The sequence below is a fragment of the Rivularia sp. UHCC 0363 genome (assembly GCF_034931125.1).
Classification (GTDB): domain Bacteria; phylum Cyanobacteriota; class Cyanobacteriia; order Cyanobacteriales; family Nostocaceae; genus Rivularia.
The window spans coordinates 24,711-40,139 of record NZ_JAYGHM010000073.1 but is presented as its reverse complement, the minus strand read 5'-3'; the positions used below and the strand labels follow the sequence as shown (position 1 = coordinate 40,139).

Here is a 15,429-nt window from a genome sequence, read left to right as displayed (position 1 = left end):
GATTCGTTAAAAATTATTTCCCCCCATCCCCCAATCTCCTTATCCCCTTGTCCCCTCATCTTCCCTTATATTTCTGGGGAAGCGCGATCGCAAACTCCGTACCAACACCTGGGGTAGAATTACATTCCAATTTACCCCCATGTTTGTTGACAATAATTTGATAGCTGGTAGATAATCCTAACCCGGTTCCTTTACCAACAACTTTAGTAGTAAAAAAAGGATTAAATATTTTTTGTTTAATTTCTTGAGTTATTCCTATTCCATTATCAGCAATTCTAATTAAAATTGAATCTTCTTTAGTTTCAGTGCTGATTTTAATTTGGGGATTTAATGATTTTTCTAAAGCATCGATAGCATTAATAATAATATTCATAAATACTTGATTTAATTGTCTTGCGTAGCATTCCACGCGAGGAATATTGCCGTATTCTGTGACTATTTGAATTTCTGCACGATCTGATTTTTCTTTGAGTTGGCTTTGTAAAAGCATCAAAGTGCTATCTAAACCATCGTGAATGTCAATATCTTTAATTTCTGATTCATCTAGATGGGAAAAGTTGCGTAAAGATAAAACAATTTTTTTGATGCGTTCGGCACCAATTTTCATAGAATTAACTAGTTTGGGAAAATCTTCTTTGATAAAATCAAGTTCAACTGTTTTTATTTCTGCTTGCAGTTCGGGAATGGAATTTAAACAATATTCTTCATAACATTCTAATAAATAAAATAAATCTTTAACATATACTTCAACGTAATTGAGATTACCATAAATAAAGCCGATGGGGTTGTTGATTTCATGAGCAACACCAGCAACCATTATTCCTAAAGCAGACATTTTTTCAGATTCAACTAACTGAACTTGCATTACTTGTAAGTTTTGCAATGCTTGTTCTAAATCCTGTCTCCGCTGTTCTAAAACTTGTTTTGATTCTTCTAAATCAGCAATTACTTTTTTTAGTAAAAATTCTTTTTTATCGTTACTTTCTTCTAAAGTAATTCGATTAGCTTCGGAACGTTCTAATTTCTTTTGTAAAATCCGATTAGTTTTTTCTAATTCTTTAATTCTTTGCTCGTATTCTTGTGGTTCCATTGTGAGTTAACTCACTCCTAAAAGTAAAGTGACGAAAGTGTCATGATGCAATCGGCTAGACGTACCAATTTTCAAAGGTGATATTTCGCCATGAGTATAAAATCCAGAACAGGGTAAAGCTTGACTAAGACTGGTTTTAGTTAGTTGATATTCTTCCTTAATGCGTGTACCTAGTAGTTGACGACGAGCAGCACAAGAGAAAAATAAAACAGCTTGTGGTTCGGTTCCAGGATAGGATTCTAAAGCTTTTGTAATTGAAGTTTTAGCCGCAGCTAAGATATCTTCACGACTTGCTTGAGCTATTTGCACTACCGTTTGTTCGGGAACTTGTGCTAAATAATAGACACTTTTAATTTTGCGATCGCAATCGTGAGGCGCTCGTGTATAAAATTCATTAGCTTGTGGATCTAAAATTGCTAAAGGATATTCAGGTGAAGGTGTAAGCCCACCTATGTAATCATCGTAAAAATCTAAAGCAGGTTTATGATCTATTTCGTAAAGAATACCTTTATCAGCTTTAGTCACTACAGCTTTTCTACCGATAGGATGCCAACCATTTGCTACACCGTGAGAAAACAATAATTTTCCCGAAAACAGTAAAATTGGAACCGAATCGCTCAAAATTTCGGTGTTAAAAAACTGATAGGTTTGGCTAAATCTCATCTGGTCTCCAGCTAATCCACCCAAAATCGGAAAATTGTCACCTAAAGCTTGCTTTAACCCGTCCACGATTAATACTCCATCCGCTGTGAGACTTTCCGGAGTGGTCAAACATAACTGATAAGATTTCAAGTTGCTTTTAGCTTGTGCTTGCTCTACAGCTTGTTTTGTAGCTGTAACCGCATCTTTGGAAAGTCCCCTTCCGATACCCGCACGAATTTCGACTTCATCGGAACAAAACAGCATTAAAGTTACAGAATCTTGCTCAAACTCCAATACCGAAGACATCTCCGCATCGGTTGTACAGCCAATTAATTCAATTTGAGGGAAAGTTCGATTAATTTCCTGCAAAATAAGAGAATGCTCGAAATCAATCGCAGCAAAAAGAATTCCAGCGGTAGGAACATCTCCCGCTAAAGTAATTTGACATTGCTCCAATACCTCTGCAATAGCAAAATCCGAATCTGGGTCATTACTGTGACCAACGGCTACCTTGAACATATATGTATGTGTGTATATTTCGGGACAAGGTTATTATTCCCGTATTTGAAAGCAGAGTTGAAGGTAGTCGAATAATTAAGTTTTACTGTTGGGGAACGCGAACAAATTTACAGGTGGATGGCAATGTCTGAGTGTCGCATTTTACTTGAACTAGTACACCGATTTGAGTTTTGTTTTCGGGTGTGACTTTGCGTTCATCTGTGATGCGGCGATCGCCATTTTCAAATTCTACTGTTCCTGCTGCACCTTCTGCCGAGAAACCTTTTGCGGATAAAATCTGCTGGAGTCCTTCGCGAGATGGATCGTTCCCCATGCGTCGCAGACCTTCAGTAATCACCATAGTCGCATCATATGACATTGCAGTACGCCAGTTTACTTGAGCATTCCAAAGTTCTTGAGCATCGGCTTCAAATGGGCTTTTATTCACTTCATTCTGAAACCAAGGAATTGGAATTATCAGATTTCTTACTTTCCCACCTTTATTTTCTACTGCTTTGCTATACAAAGAATCTCCGCCAAAGAGCGTCAGATTTGAACCATTATTGCTATCTAAAATGTCCAAAGCCTTATTAAAAGTTACACCTGTTTCAGGGACAAGTACTAATACACTTACTGCTGCATTAGCTTTTTTCACGCAATTTTCGAGATTGGGATTATTGTAAAGGTCGCACTCTGTAAGATTAATCAATCTACCATTTTCGATTGATTGCAGTTGCTTTTTCAATTCTTCGCGATAAGTTTTGCTGTACGAACCACTAGAATCATAGGCAATAGCTGCTTCTGTTTTGCCTAGTATTCTAAGCATATAATTAACTAAATCTTTAATTGCAATCGCGTCATTTGTTGGTGTGCGGAAAACATATTTATTTAAATTAATTCCATAGTCTTTATTCGGTGATTTTCTCACAGCAGTACTGGTGGGAGAAACTACAACCATTTGTTTTTCTTGATAAACTTTTCCAGCTTCGATAGTTGCTCTGCTCGAATAATGACCAACTACAGCTAAGATATCTTTCTCGTCAACCAATGTTTTTGCTACTTGTGAAGATGTAGAAGCCTTATCTCTATCGTCAACAATAATTACTTGTAACAGCCTACCTTTAATTCCACAGCTTAAATTAGTTGCATTTTGAGCTTGGGCAACTCCTCGCAATGTTTCTTCATTGATTTGATTTGTTGTATTACCAAAAATAGGAGCAATGACAGCAATTTGTAGAGGCTTTGGATTTTGAATAATGCAAGATTTGAGAGTACTTGTAGTTGGAACCGGAAGCTTATCGCTTTCTGAAGGTATCATCGCGACAGCATTATTAAGATAAATCAGCGTTTCTGGGTCATTCTTATTTAGTTGAAGAGATTTGTCAAAATATTCAATTGACCGTTCGTATTTCTTTTGGGAAAAAGCTTCTATACCTCTTTGTTTCCATTGATTGGAGTTATAGCTAATTAATATTTTTTCTCCCCAGCTAAAATTTTCGCCTAAATCTTGTAGAGTGTCTCTCAAATTTATCGGAGAGGTTATATTTTTTTGAGCTTTTGATGTTGGTTGCGACTGATAAAAATGATTACCTTCTCCAATTTTTTTGTAAATTTGATTGCCAAAAAAAATAAACGTGATCGCAATTCCCGCTAAAACCGATCTTTTTACAACTGTCATCGAAGACTTAGCCCAAATTAAAGGACGTGCTGCGGGATTTTGACAAATTATAGGCAACCAAGAAGCACAAGGAAACTTATCTTCCATCCATTCCAAACGTTGACGTGCATTTCTTACCGCTAAATATAAAGAATGTCCTTGAGAAAAATCTTCTAAAAAGTATTGTAGAAATTGTCGTGCTACTTCATCGGGTACGGGTTCCCGCATCACAATCATTTGCGGAACTCTTACACTACTTAATTCATCCGCTAAACCCAAACCATCGCAAGAATTAAAAATTGCTAACTTTAAACCATTGTCAACCGCAGTTCTTAACGCATTTCTTAACCTAGTTAGTGAAATACTCTCACTATCATTAATTTGAATTTCTCCGGTTTTACATTCTTCCCCAGAAGAACTATGTCCTGCAAAAAACAAAATATCCCAATGCTGCTCCCACAAACTATGACTAAGCTGTTTTTTCTGAGGTTTTTCTAAGGAAGTAACTTTCGCTCCCCGATTCTTCAAATTTGTTAATAACTGTCGGTCTAAAGTTAAATCTAATCCTTGACTACCCCCGAAAATAGCCAAAATTTTCACGGGACGTTTTAAAGGTTCGCTAGGAGGTGCATATTCTGCACTCAAAGCAAATTCGGCTTGGGGACGGTTGTGAAATAATTGCCATAAATGCCAAGGAAGCTTTTTTAAATAAATATTCTTAGTATCGATAATTATTCTTATTGTTTCCTTTTGCTGCGTTTTTTCTTCTATTCTGACTTGTAACTCTCGGAAGGGAAGTTGATTAAACCACTCATTCAAATATTTCTCAAATCTATTACGAGCTTGATTCTCATCTTCAATTACAGAGCAATTGGTGATTTGAGCGGGAGGAATATTGATTTGTCTAGTTTTACCTAACTCGCGGTACTTATCTTGCCAATCTTGATAAAAGCGAGGAATATCAGGTGCTGGAGGTAACATAATCTCTTGTCTAAAGTATGTTGGACCATCTTCACCAATTCCGAGTCTTACACGAAAACCTAGCTCAAAACTGCCTTCGTCAATATTCAATACAACAAACTTGCTCATGACGGTTGGGGAGTAATGGTTTTTCTTAAAATTTCGTCTAATTTATAACAATTATTATACTTAAGAATGGATTATATATACTAATGTTTCCATTTTAAATAATATTTGTGGCGAACTTATTTATCCTTATTAAAAATGTAGAGACACAAGGGAATTGCATCTCTACAGATAAAAACATAAGTTTATTTTAGTGTTAAAGATAACAATACTTTAGTGAGAGAAAAATCAGCTAATATAAACTTTATAAATAACTAAACAACAAATCTCTCTGTAATATTTGCATCACCTAAAGCGACTTGAATATTAAAGCGATCGCTTAATTCGGCAGTAAATTTAAACTGAATGTAGTTATCTTTATTTCTAGATTGCACTGTAAAAAATGAATTTCCATCTGCATCTAAGCCGCTAAGTTGCAATCCTGGAGGAAGAGTTTTGCTACCTCCTGGATATAATCTAATTAAGATTGCTAAGCTTTCATCGGGTTTGGGCAATATTGCCACCATCAAAGCTACAGCATTTTTACCGAAGTACATACCCAAATCAATTGCTTTTCGTATACCACCTGCCGGGTTTTGCGGGTTAATTTCCCAAAGCAATTCGGCAGCTTTCCAGCGAATTTCTTCGTTACAAGTATTTTTTAATAGGTGAATTAAAGCCTTTTCTGAATCTGAATCAACTTTATTTATCTCATTTTGAGTTGCATACAATTGAGTAACTACATCTTCCATTTTATCGGAATCTGCAACTTCAGGAGAAATATCTGCAAATACGAAAAGAGGATTCATTGCTCGTCTATCTACTATTTCTTGAATATTTTGCCACCCCGTATCAATAATATTTTCTAACCATTGGCTTAATTGAATTACAGTTTGATTAGAATGTAAAGTTACTAATAAGTTATCTAAAGATTGCAATTGTTTAATCTCAAGCGCGGTGCTGTTAACTTGCGACGTAAATCCTAATAAGTTTCCTTGTTTGCACTCTTCATCAAGCTGCACTACAACATAGCCAATACGGTCATTCCAGACATCTTGAGGAACGTAACAAGTGCGATCGTTTTTCTTAACTGGACGACATTCCAAATGTCCTTTATCTGGTAAATTTAAGTCTGCAATATTAGTACTTAGTCGAGCTACAGCATTCCAGCTATAACTTTGTTGTAACGCAGTTGATACATCTAACATTTGTAAGTAACTATTAGTTACCAATACAGCCAAAGTATTCTCGTAAACTTGCTTTGCTTTTTCCGAGTTAGATTGTTCTTGAGCGAATTTATGTGCCTTATCTCGGTCGAATTGAGTAATCGGAATAGAAATGATTAGTTGTTCTGTTGACATCATCAGTAAATACCGTAAAAATAACTTTTGCTACGTATCTATATATCCTTGCGCTCTGCCAAAAGCTAGCAGACAAGGAAAACATTTGTGGTGGTAAAAATGATTGAGAGTACTTTCTCGTTTACCAAACTTTTCGGCTAATTCCCGCCAAGTTTTTGCATCAGGAGGTAGTTTAGACTTGAGCAATTCCTGACAGTTAATATGCGGGAATGAACGGACGTGAAGACGGCGTAATTCACTACCTTGAGTTTCAATCCATTCTAGAGTTTCTTCTAAAATTGGTTGCGGTTTATCTGGTGCTGGTAAGTTATCAATTGGGTCTATCGGATTTGATTCTTCATATTTTAAATTAGTTGCTTTAGTTTTCTCTTCTTCAGCTATTTCTCGACGAACATCCAAAAGTCTATACTTAAGATGCACGTTAAACCAAGTAATTACATTCGCTTGAGACGCATCATAATTATGAATATTTTTGCAAAACCAAAACCAAGTTTGCTGTAATGCATCTTCATAATATTGCTCCCGAATATCGTTACCTTTCCAAATTTTCCCTGACTGCTGCATTTGATAAATCAACTGATTTAACAACCGCTGACACTTTAAACTACCCTTCGGATGCTGACAAACTTCTGTTGCTAATTGATTTAGTTGTTGATTTAGATTTTCAGAATGTATCATATACGTAATTTTAATATGTAACAGAAAAATGATTGGTATATCGGGCTTTGTAACACAACCGCTCCTGCAATGATTCTGAATTTTCCGCTTCGATAACTTGTCAGATGTAATTCAAAAATCCGCTTGCTTCTTTACAAAACTTTACATTTTTTGCAAAAAAAAGCAATTCAGTTTTCTGCAATGATGAGGTGTTGGGGAATACAATTCAGGACTTACGCAGCGATGAAGGAAAGTATAGTGTTCTAGACACTGAGATCCCCCCAACCCCGTTAAAAAGTGGAGCTTTGCGTAAGTCCTACAATTAATAAATCCGGGTAAGCACAAGCACAAAATACTCTAAAAAATAGCGGTTCTCAATTGAATAAAGCCTTTAAGGAATGCGATCGCAGTTTGCAAATGATTTAAAAAGCAATGGGCACATTTACCGTTACTCAAATGAGAACCGCTACATGAATACACTTAAATAATTGATAATTAACTGTTTCCAACTTGTGACTAAGTTTCGTCTTCCACGGGGAAAAACTCCTTAGTATCCGGAGAAAAAGTCCAAGCAACTCCATCTGGGTCTTTATTACGAGTCCATTCCGGAAATTCTGGGTCATCTCTACGCTTGAAAACCGTGCTTGAATAAACCCCTAAACGTTTCGCAAGTTCTGATTGAATCAAAGAACCTAAAAACAGTTGTTTTTCTAAAGGTTTCTCTACGTGTTCTCGCTGTTGTACAGTTTCTTCAGGTAATTCCTCCGGTTCTACTAATTCAACAGATTCTTCCCGCTCAATTACAGGAATCGGTTCGAGAAATGCTTTGTTTAAAGTTGCAACGGGTGCGTTACTAAAATCGATTTCTGGTTCGCTACTGTCCAGAATGCTGCCCAAAGTGTTGGCACTCATAAAGTAATAAACTTTATTGCCATCATCTGAATCAACAATACTCGCGCCAAATTCAGAAGCTTTAGTATCTAAATAGCGCTTTGCCTTACTTCCATGAAAATTACCCCGCAGTGCTAAGTCCATAGGGGTAATTCTGCCTTGATTTTCCTGGATTAACTTTTGGAAAATCGGGTTAACCTTACTGCACCACTGTTGCCATTGGAAGGTTCTCCACAAATTGAACCCGATAATTACAGCAAACACTCCCAGCAAGAACCGCCATGCAGAAACTAGGAAGATAATTAAAAACGAAAGTGGCAAAAGTAGAAGCAAAAAACCTTTGCCCGAGGTTTCTAGTGTTTTTTCACTCATGCCTATATATTTGCTAAGTGATTTGTTTTAGGAAATATTATCATCTTGGCAAAAATTAGGACATTAATTTGTATTGCTTGTAAATTTACAGGAAAATTTTTGGGAAAAATTAACTTTGTTGATAGTCGCAAATCCGTCAATATTTAGCGGAAAGTCTTTTATCCGCTGGTATTTCTCAACTTTTATCAATTTAAAGGCAAAAAAAATTAAGTTGATCGCATTTAGGCAAAACTGGAAAATTAAGTAATCAGCGATACAATTCAATACCGATATCAAGCCAGTAGGTTGGGTTAAAGGCGCACGAATAGATTCATGTTTGACGAAGAGTTTTGAAGCGCCGTAACCCAACATCCGGATTTTGATTAAATCCTATTACTCCACCATATTAATTTTGATGGGTAAAACATTTTCGTAGCCAGTAGGTTGGGTTAAAAGCGCACGAATAGATTCATGTTTGACGAAGAGTTTTGAAGCGCCGTAACCCAACATCCGGATTTTATAAAAGCCTACTAGTACTCCACCACATAAGTTATGAGGGGTGTCTGGTAGTGCGAGCGTCTCGCTCGCTGGTTCTTTTAGCTCGCTGGTTGCTTTTAGCTCGCTAGTTGCTTTAGCTCGCTGGTTGTAACGAGCGACCAAGATGGTCGCACTACGAATGTTTTAACCCATCATATTTAATGTGGTGGACTACTACTTTGGGACGTAACTTATGAGGGGTTAGGGTAGTGCGAGCGTCTCGCTCGCTAATTGTTTTAGCTCGCTGGTTGCTTTAGCGAGCTAATTGTTTTAGCTCGCTAATTGTTTTAGCTCGCTGGTTGCTTTAGCTCGCTGGTTGCTTTAGCTCGCTAGTTGCTTTAGCGAGCTAATTGTAACGAGCGAGCAAGATGCTCGCACTACAAATTATTTTCTCAACCCCTTGACACTTTATATTACATATACTACATTAATAGTACAGAGCGAAAAACACATCTCATGAAACTTGACTTTATGTTTTTTCAATCTCGTTAAAACAAATTAACTTGGAGCAAATCAGAAATAAAAAAATTATTTGCTAATTGCGTAAAATATCTTGAATTAAAAAGTTTAAAAAAATAAAAATATACCGGAGTAGCTCAGTGGTAGAGCAACGTAAATGTCCTTTTTCGATACTTGCCTTTCGAGGACGCAGAATTAGGGTTATCGCCTCCACCAGCCGTTGGTCGTAGGTACCCTACCCTTCGGGAACATCTTCGATGAACGGGAACACCTTCGGTGAACAAATCCTACCTCCGGTACCAAAAATCAAAACTCTATATGTAACGGGTGGCGGAAATAGTAGACGCGCTAATTTAAACCTTGATTTAACAACTTACCCAACTTCCAAGTTAGGACGAAAAATCTAGGGTTATCGGGATTTAGTAACTAATAGTTGTGCAGGTGCAAATCCTGTCCCGTTACACAAAAAATTTGAAATCTAAAATCTAAAATATTCGTGCAGGGATAGTTTAGTAGCCTAGAACGCCGTAAATATCCTTATTCACAACTTGCCCCATCGGGGACGAAGAATTTAGGGTTATCGCCTGTCACGCCGGAAACGCGGGTGCAAATCCCGCTCCCTGCTCCAATTAATTTAAATTCATGAGTTATAACTTTTTAAGTAGGGGTAGCCAAGTGGTTGAAGGCAGCGACCTTATTTCCTTAATTAACAACTTGCCTGATAAGGGACGAATATTAAGGGTTATCGTAATTCGCCAATATAGCTATCTGAAAATTAATTTCGGAAGTGATTATTCGTAGGTTCAAATCCTACCCCCTACACCAACTAATCTAAAATACTCATGTGGTAGGTAGCTCAGTAGATAGAGCGCTTAAACGTCTTTGTTCAAACCTTGCCCTAACGGGACGACGAATAAAGATTACCGCCTACAACGCGAGAGGTCGCGGGTGCAAATCCCGTCCTACCACCTTCCATTTTTGCCCGCAAGGGCTGGGAGTTAAAATAATGAACTATAAATTTTTTACTCAAAATAATCAAAATAAAAAAACGCCGCAAAATAAAGCCATCCCCGGTAGAGAAGCAGAGATGATTCGGGGACGCAGCGGCGGCTATATGTTTGATGCTGGTATATGGCAAATGCTGCGCCGCTGTTTGCTTATCGGTACCGCAAAAAGCACTTACTACGCCGGAAAGCGCGAATTAACTGAAGATTTTGTACCAACCGTTCAAAAAGCTGTTGCTGAAAATTGCGATCGCGTTGCTGAAGAAATTTTGTACGCTAGCGATGGACGTGCCATCAATAACAGTGCGCCAATATTTGCTTTAGTGTTGCTATCAATGGGTGAAACACCGGAAGCGAAAGCAGCTTTTACAAAAATATTTCCGCAAGTAGTTCGTACTGGCAGCCATTTTTATGAATGGTTGAGCTATACAAAGTCGCTGCGTGGTTTCGGTAAAGTTGTCCGGGAAGCCGGTAAAACCTGGTTATCCCGTCCCGATGCTAAAAGTTTGGCTTATCAATTGTTGAAGTATCAGCAACGTCATGACTTCACCAACCGCGACGCTTTGCGCTTGTTTCACGTCAAACCACCAACTCCCGACCATGAATTACTGTTTCATTGGATAGTAAAAGGTTGGGAAGAATTACCCACGAATATTCCTAGCACCGCTTTAACCCAAATTTGGTGGTACGAATGGTTGAAACGCAATCCAGATCGAACCCATGAAGCCATTACTCAAGGACGCTTAACCCACGAAATGACTGCACCCGTGGGCAAAATGGATAAACAAGCTTGGCAATTGTTATTTAATGAAATGCCAATTGGTGCGATGTTGCGTAACTTGGGTTCGCTGACTGAATTGGATGTATTGCGAAGCGATGAACTTGCAAACCTCGATCGCGCTGAAGCTGTTTTAAATAGCAAAGAACATTTACGGAAAGGTCGCATTCATCCTATTGATGTTTTGAAAGCGCTCAAAACCTATCAGTCGGGAGGAAAATTAGGACGCAGTAAGAAGACTTGGAATCCAGTTAGCCGCATAGTAGATATTTTAGAAAAAGCGTTAGAACTGTCTTTCGATGTGGTTGAACCTACGGGTAAAGTGTTCATGCACGCGGTTGATGTTTCTGGTTCGATGTCTTATACCACCGTGAGTTCTATTGGACTTACCTGCTGTGAAATCGCCACCACAATGGCACTCGTGACCGCAAAAGCCGAGAAAAACTACATGATTCGCGGCTTTGCTACCGATTTTCGCAACTTAGGTATTACAGCTAAAGATAGTTTTAGCTCGGCGATCGCTAAAGCTAGCAATCAAAACTTCGGCGGTACAGATGCTTCAGTTGCTTATGATTGGATGATTAAAAACAACTTCAAAGCCGATGTAATTTGTTTTTGGACTGATTCAGAAAGTTGGGCTGGTACAAGTCATCCATCGCAAGCGCTTGCACGATATCGCGAAAAAGTCAATCCTAATGCAAAAGCCGTTTACATCACTCTGGCACCTTATCAGATTACCTTGGTAGACCCCGAAGACCCCTTAAGTTGGGACATCGGCGGATTCGACCCCGGTGCGCCGCGTTTGATTCAAATGCTGGCAGAAGGCGGATTATAATTACTTAAAGAGATGGTGGGAATGAGATAAAAATTTTCTCCCCATCTCCCCATCTTATTCATGGCGGGTTTTCCTGGTTCGCAACTTGCCCATTTCGGGACGATGAATCGAGGGTTATCGGTTAAAATCTCCACCATTTAGGGGATGAACGGGTTCGATCCCCGTACCCGCCTTTATTTCTAAATATATAACCTTGGCTATAAGTCGAGGCTTGGATATCTGCCTTGAGAGCAGTTTAGTAAGAAGTTATAACTGTTAAATTATTGATGAAAAATAATTTGTACTTTATTACTTAATATCTCAACTATGGCATTTAAAGGCGTAATTTTAGATGTAGATGGAACTCTCGTCCTTAGTAATGATGTTCATGCCCAAGCTTGGGTAGAAGCATTTGCAAAATTTGGTTATGAGGTAAAATATGAGGAAGTTCGACCATTAATTGGCATGGGTGGTGACAAAATTATTCCTAAATTCGCGCCGGGGCTTTCCGATGAAGAAGGAAAAGGCAAGGAAATAACCGATTACCGTAAGGAATTAGTTCTTGATAAGTTTGTACCAAAAATGTCTCCCGCTAATGGTGCTAGAGAGATGGTATTAAAGTTGCAAGAAGAAGGAAAACGTTTGATAATTGCAACTTCAGCAAGTTCTAAAGTACTTACATCTTTACTCAAAGTTGCTAAAGTAGACGATATTCTCAGTGAAGATGACGCTACAAGTTCCGACGATGCAGAAAACTCGAAACCCTCACCTGATATCGTCAAAGCTGCTTTGAAAAAGTTTGAAATGCAGCCCGACGAAATTGTGATGATCGGTGATACTCCTTACGATATTGAAGCAGCAAATAAAGCGGGAATCGAAGTAATTGCAATGCGTAGCGGTGGCTTTGATGATGCTCGGCTTGAAGGGGCGATCGCCATTTATAACGATGCGGCAGATTTAGTTGAAAACTATGACAGTTCCCCGCTAGCAAGTACGAAATAATTGTAATAGCTTTATTTTTGTCGTAGTGTGGTTAAGAAAGGGTTCTCTAAATTTCTCGCGACCTACATAAAATATAAAATTCAATATTTATGAAATTGATTGCTTTAGTACTGCTATTGCTAAGTATGACTTTTTCATTCGCTTTTCCGGCGAATGCTGCTATAACTTGCCGCGATTATAACGGACACGAAATTTGCGTTCTTGATATCAAGCGTAGTGCTAAAAGATATTGGAATTATAGAACAACTATTAGTATTGATGGTAAGAAACAACCAGAAGAAATCTATAACTGTCGTGGGGAATTCAAAATTCAAAATAATGGGAAAATTGTCCCATTTGGAGAAGATGATCCAGGTAATTTAGTATGCCAATTTTATAAGAAGTAGTTGTTTTGATAAATATTGCTCGTTCTAAACAACCTTACTAGACGCTGAGGGAAGAGATTAAGAGGTATTGCTCCTCTACGAATTTGCAAATTAGTTGTTTTAGTTATGAAGTTTTATTTGTTTTGTGCGACTAATATGCAGGCAAAAATGAATACTGTAAAACCTACATAGCTAAACACAGTTATCCAATCTTGCCAATTGGGAGGAAGTATCAAGGATTCATTGTTCATTGGTGAAACTAAAAGATAAATTTAACTTGAATTGATATTTATAATTAAAGCCTCCCGTGAAAGATAACGAGAGACTTTTAATTAAATTACCTATTACATTACTCGAAATCTAATTAATTAAGCACCAACAGATTCTTTTGCAGCGTAAAGTACCTCAACGTTAATATCCTTAACACCTCTTTCCCGTGCAAATTTTTCGGTATTTCGCTTCACTTTACCGCGTACAAATCCAGGAATTTTGTTCAATTCTGCTAATCCTTCTTTTGTCCAACCTAAATCGGAGTCAGCAGAAATTCCTTTGGTAATTACTTCTTTGGTATCGTGTCCACCGAAGATTTCTAATAGGTGATCTTCCATTCCCAATGTGAAAGAATTGTACACTAAATCGGCGATTTGATTGGTTCCTTCATAACCCATGAAAGGTTTATAACCGATGGGGAAGTTTTGAATGTGAATCGGTGCAGCGATGACACCGCAAGGAATATTCAAGCGCTTACCTACGTGACGCTCCATTTGCGTACCGAAGATTGCTGAAGGCTCAACTTTGGCGATCGCATCTCCAATTGCACCATGATCGTCGGTAATTATCACTTCGTCGCAGTATTCGCTCACTTGTTCGCGGAACCATTCTGCATCATATTTACAGTAGGTTCCAGCCCAAACTACGTGAATTCCCATTTCCCGCGCTAAAATCTTGGTCATCGCTGCTGCGTGGGTATTGTCGCCGAATACAACGGCTTTTTTGCCAGTTAAATTCTGACAGTCTATGGAACGGGAGAACCATGCAGCTTGAGATACATGCAGGGTCTGCTCTTTAATGAATTCTTCGTAATCGACTGACTCACCCTGTTGATTAATTACCTGCTGAATTTTACGGATACAGCGAGCAGTTTCTACTACACCCATCGGAGCAATATCAACGTAAGGTGTTCCAAATTCTGCTTCTAAATACTTGGCTGACATCATCCCAAGTTCGCGATAAGGTACTAAGTTGAACCAAGCGCGGGGTAAGTTTTTCAACTCGTGAACGGAAGCACCTTCGGGGATTACGGCGTTTATTTCAACTCCCAAATCGTTCATCAGTTTTTTCAACTCGGTGCAATCGTGGAGGTTATGAAAACCGAGTGTTGAAATACCGATAATATTTACAGAAGGTTTTTCAGTCTTACCAGTAGGAAGTTCGTCTTTTTTACGCGCTTTTTCAATGTAGTATTTGACGACTTGCTGCAAAGTTCTGTCAGCGGCTTCCAACTCGTTGACGCGGTAATGATTGACATCAGCCAGCAACACATCGCATTTAGCATCCATTTGCGCCCTTTCCACAAAATTTTCTAAATCCTCTTGGAGAATGCTGGAGGTGCAAGTGGGAGTCAATACGATTAAATCGGGATGTTCCTCAGAGTCTTTGCGGGTAATATTATCCACAACTTTTTCTTGAGAACCGCGAGCAAGAACATTACGGTCAACAACACTAGTCGTCACCGGAGTAAAATTGCGTTCGCGTTCCAACATCGATCGCATTACATTAAAATAATCATCGCCAATTGGTGCGTGCATAATAGCGTGAACGTTCTTAAAAGACGTGGCTACACGTAAAGTACCAATGTGAGCGGGACCCGCATACATCCAGTAAGCTAATTTCATGAAAAGTTTCTCCTTTTTATAGAAAATTAAGTTGTCCGAAAATTGGACTATAAATGCTTTAATTTATTGACGTTCTTAATTGTCCCAAAATAAGTACTTATGAAGAAGCGAAGTTAATAGAAGTTGATTTAACGGTTAATTTTTCTAACAATTGGGGATTTTTGAGGCAATAACGGTAAGTTAAGTAACGTTTTTGTTAATAAATTTTAATTATGGTTCATATTTTGTAGGGTGTGTTACGGCTTTAATATGTTTCTGTTCCACATTAATATTTTGAAAATGCCGTAACGCACCATTGCCGGAGTATAAAACCTTACTAGACGCTTAACTATGGTTCATATTTTGTAGGGTGTGTTACTAGGG

Annotated in this window: 11 protein-coding genes and 2 tRNA genes; 5 read left to right on the top strand and 8 right to left on the bottom strand. The window is 38.2% G+C overall.

Annotated features, from left to right (window positions below; genetic code table 11):
* Positions 1–55 precede the first annotated feature (55 nt).
* From VB797_RS29100 to VB797_RS29070, 7 genes are all read right to left on the bottom strand, one after another.
* On the bottom strand, positions 56–1,090 hold the full coding sequence (locus VB797_RS29100) for a sensor histidine kinase (RefSeq protein WP_323241253.1): 1,035 nt from the start codon (positions 1,088–1,090) through the stop codon (positions 56–58).
* Between the two features lie 6 nt (positions 1,091–1,096).
* Positions 1,097–2,251, bottom strand: coding sequence for an FIST signal transduction protein (locus tag VB797_RS29095; RefSeq protein ID WP_323241252.1), 1,155 nt, complete (start codon positions 2,249–2,251; stop codon positions 1,097–1,099).
* Between the two features lie 82 nt (positions 2,252–2,333).
* Positions 2,334–4,976, bottom strand: a complete 2,643-nt coding sequence (locus VB797_RS29090; RefSeq protein ID WP_323241251.1) for an ABC transporter substrate-binding protein — start codon at positions 4,974–4,976, stop codon at positions 2,334–2,336.
* Positions 4,977–5,227: 251 nt separating this feature from the next.
* Complete coding sequence (locus VB797_RS29085; RefSeq protein WP_323241250.1) at positions 5,228–6,316, bottom strand: DUF1822 family protein; 1,089 nt, start codon at positions 6,314–6,316, stop codon at positions 5,228–5,230.
* A 27-nt stretch (positions 6,317–6,343) separates the two neighbouring features.
* Positions 6,344–6,991 carry a sigma-70 family RNA polymerase sigma factor gene (locus VB797_RS29080; RefSeq protein WP_323241249.1) on the bottom strand — a complete coding sequence of 216 codons (648 nt, stop codon included), beginning with the start codon at positions 6,989–6,991 and terminating at the stop codon, positions 6,344–6,346.
* A gap of 495 nt (positions 6,992–7,486) precedes the next feature.
* Complete coding sequence (locus VB797_RS29075) at positions 7,487–8,233, bottom strand: hypothetical protein (RefSeq protein ID WP_323241248.1); 747 nt, start codon at positions 8,231–8,233, stop codon at positions 7,487–7,489.
* 372 nt (positions 8,234–8,605) lie between these two features.
* Positions 8,606–8,872, bottom strand: a complete 267-nt coding sequence (locus tag VB797_RS29070; protein ID WP_323241247.1) for a hypothetical protein — start codon at positions 8,870–8,872, stop codon at positions 8,606–8,608.
* Positions 8,873–9,706: 834 nt separating this feature from the next.
* Here VB797_RS29070 and VB797_RS29065 point away from each other — a divergent pair.
* The 5 genes from VB797_RS29065 to VB797_RS29045 all read left to right on the top strand — a co-directional run bounded on the left by VB797_RS29065 (position 9,707) and on the right by VB797_RS29045 (position 13,192).
* Positions 9,707–9,836: transfer RNA gene (locus VB797_RS29065), tRNA-OTHER, on the top strand.
* 217 nt (positions 9,837–10,053) lie between these two features.
* Positions 10,054–10,177: transfer RNA gene (locus tag VB797_RS29060), tRNA-OTHER, on the top strand.
* Positions 10,178–10,214: 37 nt separating this feature from the next.
* Positions 10,215–11,825, top strand: a complete 1,611-nt coding sequence (locus VB797_RS29055) for a TROVE domain-containing protein (RefSeq protein ID WP_323241246.1) — start codon at positions 10,215–10,217, stop codon at positions 11,823–11,825.
* Positions 11,826–12,131: 306 nt separating this feature from the next.
* Positions 12,132–12,806, top strand: a complete 675-nt coding sequence (locus VB797_RS29050; RefSeq protein WP_323241245.1) for an HAD family hydrolase — start codon at positions 12,132–12,134, stop codon at positions 12,804–12,806.
* 125 nt (positions 12,807–12,931) lie between these two features.
* Positions 12,932–13,192 (top strand): hypothetical protein, encoded by a 261-nt coding sequence (locus tag VB797_RS29045; protein ID WP_323241244.1) that lies wholly within the window; start codon positions 12,932–12,934, stop codon positions 13,190–13,192.
* A 347-nt stretch (positions 13,193–13,539) separates the two neighbouring features.
* Here the strand turns inward: VB797_RS29045 and bchB are convergent, their stop codons facing one another.
* Entirely contained in the window at positions 13,540–15,066 is a 1,527-nt protein-coding gene (gene bchB, locus VB797_RS29040) for a ferredoxin:protochlorophyllide reductase (ATP-dependent) subunit B (protein WP_323241243.1), read from the bottom strand.
* Positions 15,067–15,429 lie beyond the last annotated feature (363 nt).

Excerpts from the sequence above, each read along its gene's own strand:
- VB797_RS29100 (WP_323241253.1), bottom strand. The coding sequence starts at position 1,090 with ATGGAACCACAAGAATACGAGCAAAGAATTAAAGAATTAGAAAAAACT.
- VB797_RS29095 (WP_323241252.1), bottom strand. The coding sequence starts at position 2,251 with ATGTTCAAGGTAGCCGTTGGTCACAGTAATGACCCAGATTCGGATTTT.
- VB797_RS29090 (WP_323241251.1), bottom strand. The coding sequence starts at position 4,976 with ATGAGCAAGTTTGTTGTATTGAATATTGACGAAGGCAGTTTTGAGCTA.
- VB797_RS29085 (WP_323241250.1), bottom strand. The coding sequence starts at position 6,316 with ATGATGTCAACAGAACAACTAATCATTTCTATTCCGATTACTCAATTC.
- VB797_RS29080 (WP_323241249.1), bottom strand. The coding sequence starts at position 6,991 with ATGATACATTCTGAAAATCTAAATCAACAACTAAATCAATTAGCAACA.
- VB797_RS29075 (WP_323241248.1), bottom strand. The coding sequence starts at position 8,233 with ATGAGTGAAAAAACACTAGAAACCTCGGGCAAAGGTTTTTTGCTTCTA.
- VB797_RS29055 (WP_323241246.1), top strand. The coding sequence starts at position 10,215 with ATGAACTATAAATTTTTTACTCAAAATAATCAAAATAAAAAAACGCCG.
- VB797_RS29050 (WP_323241245.1), top strand. The coding sequence starts at position 12,132 with ATGGCATTTAAAGGCGTAATTTTAGATGTAGATGGAACTCTCGTCCTT.
- VB797_RS29045 (WP_323241244.1), top strand. The coding sequence starts at position 12,932 with ATGACTTTTTCATTCGCTTTTCCGGCGAATGCTGCTATAACTTGCCGC.
- bchB (WP_323241243.1), bottom strand. The coding sequence starts at position 15,066 with ATGAAATTAGCTTACTGGATGTATGCGGGTCCCGCTCACATTGGTACT.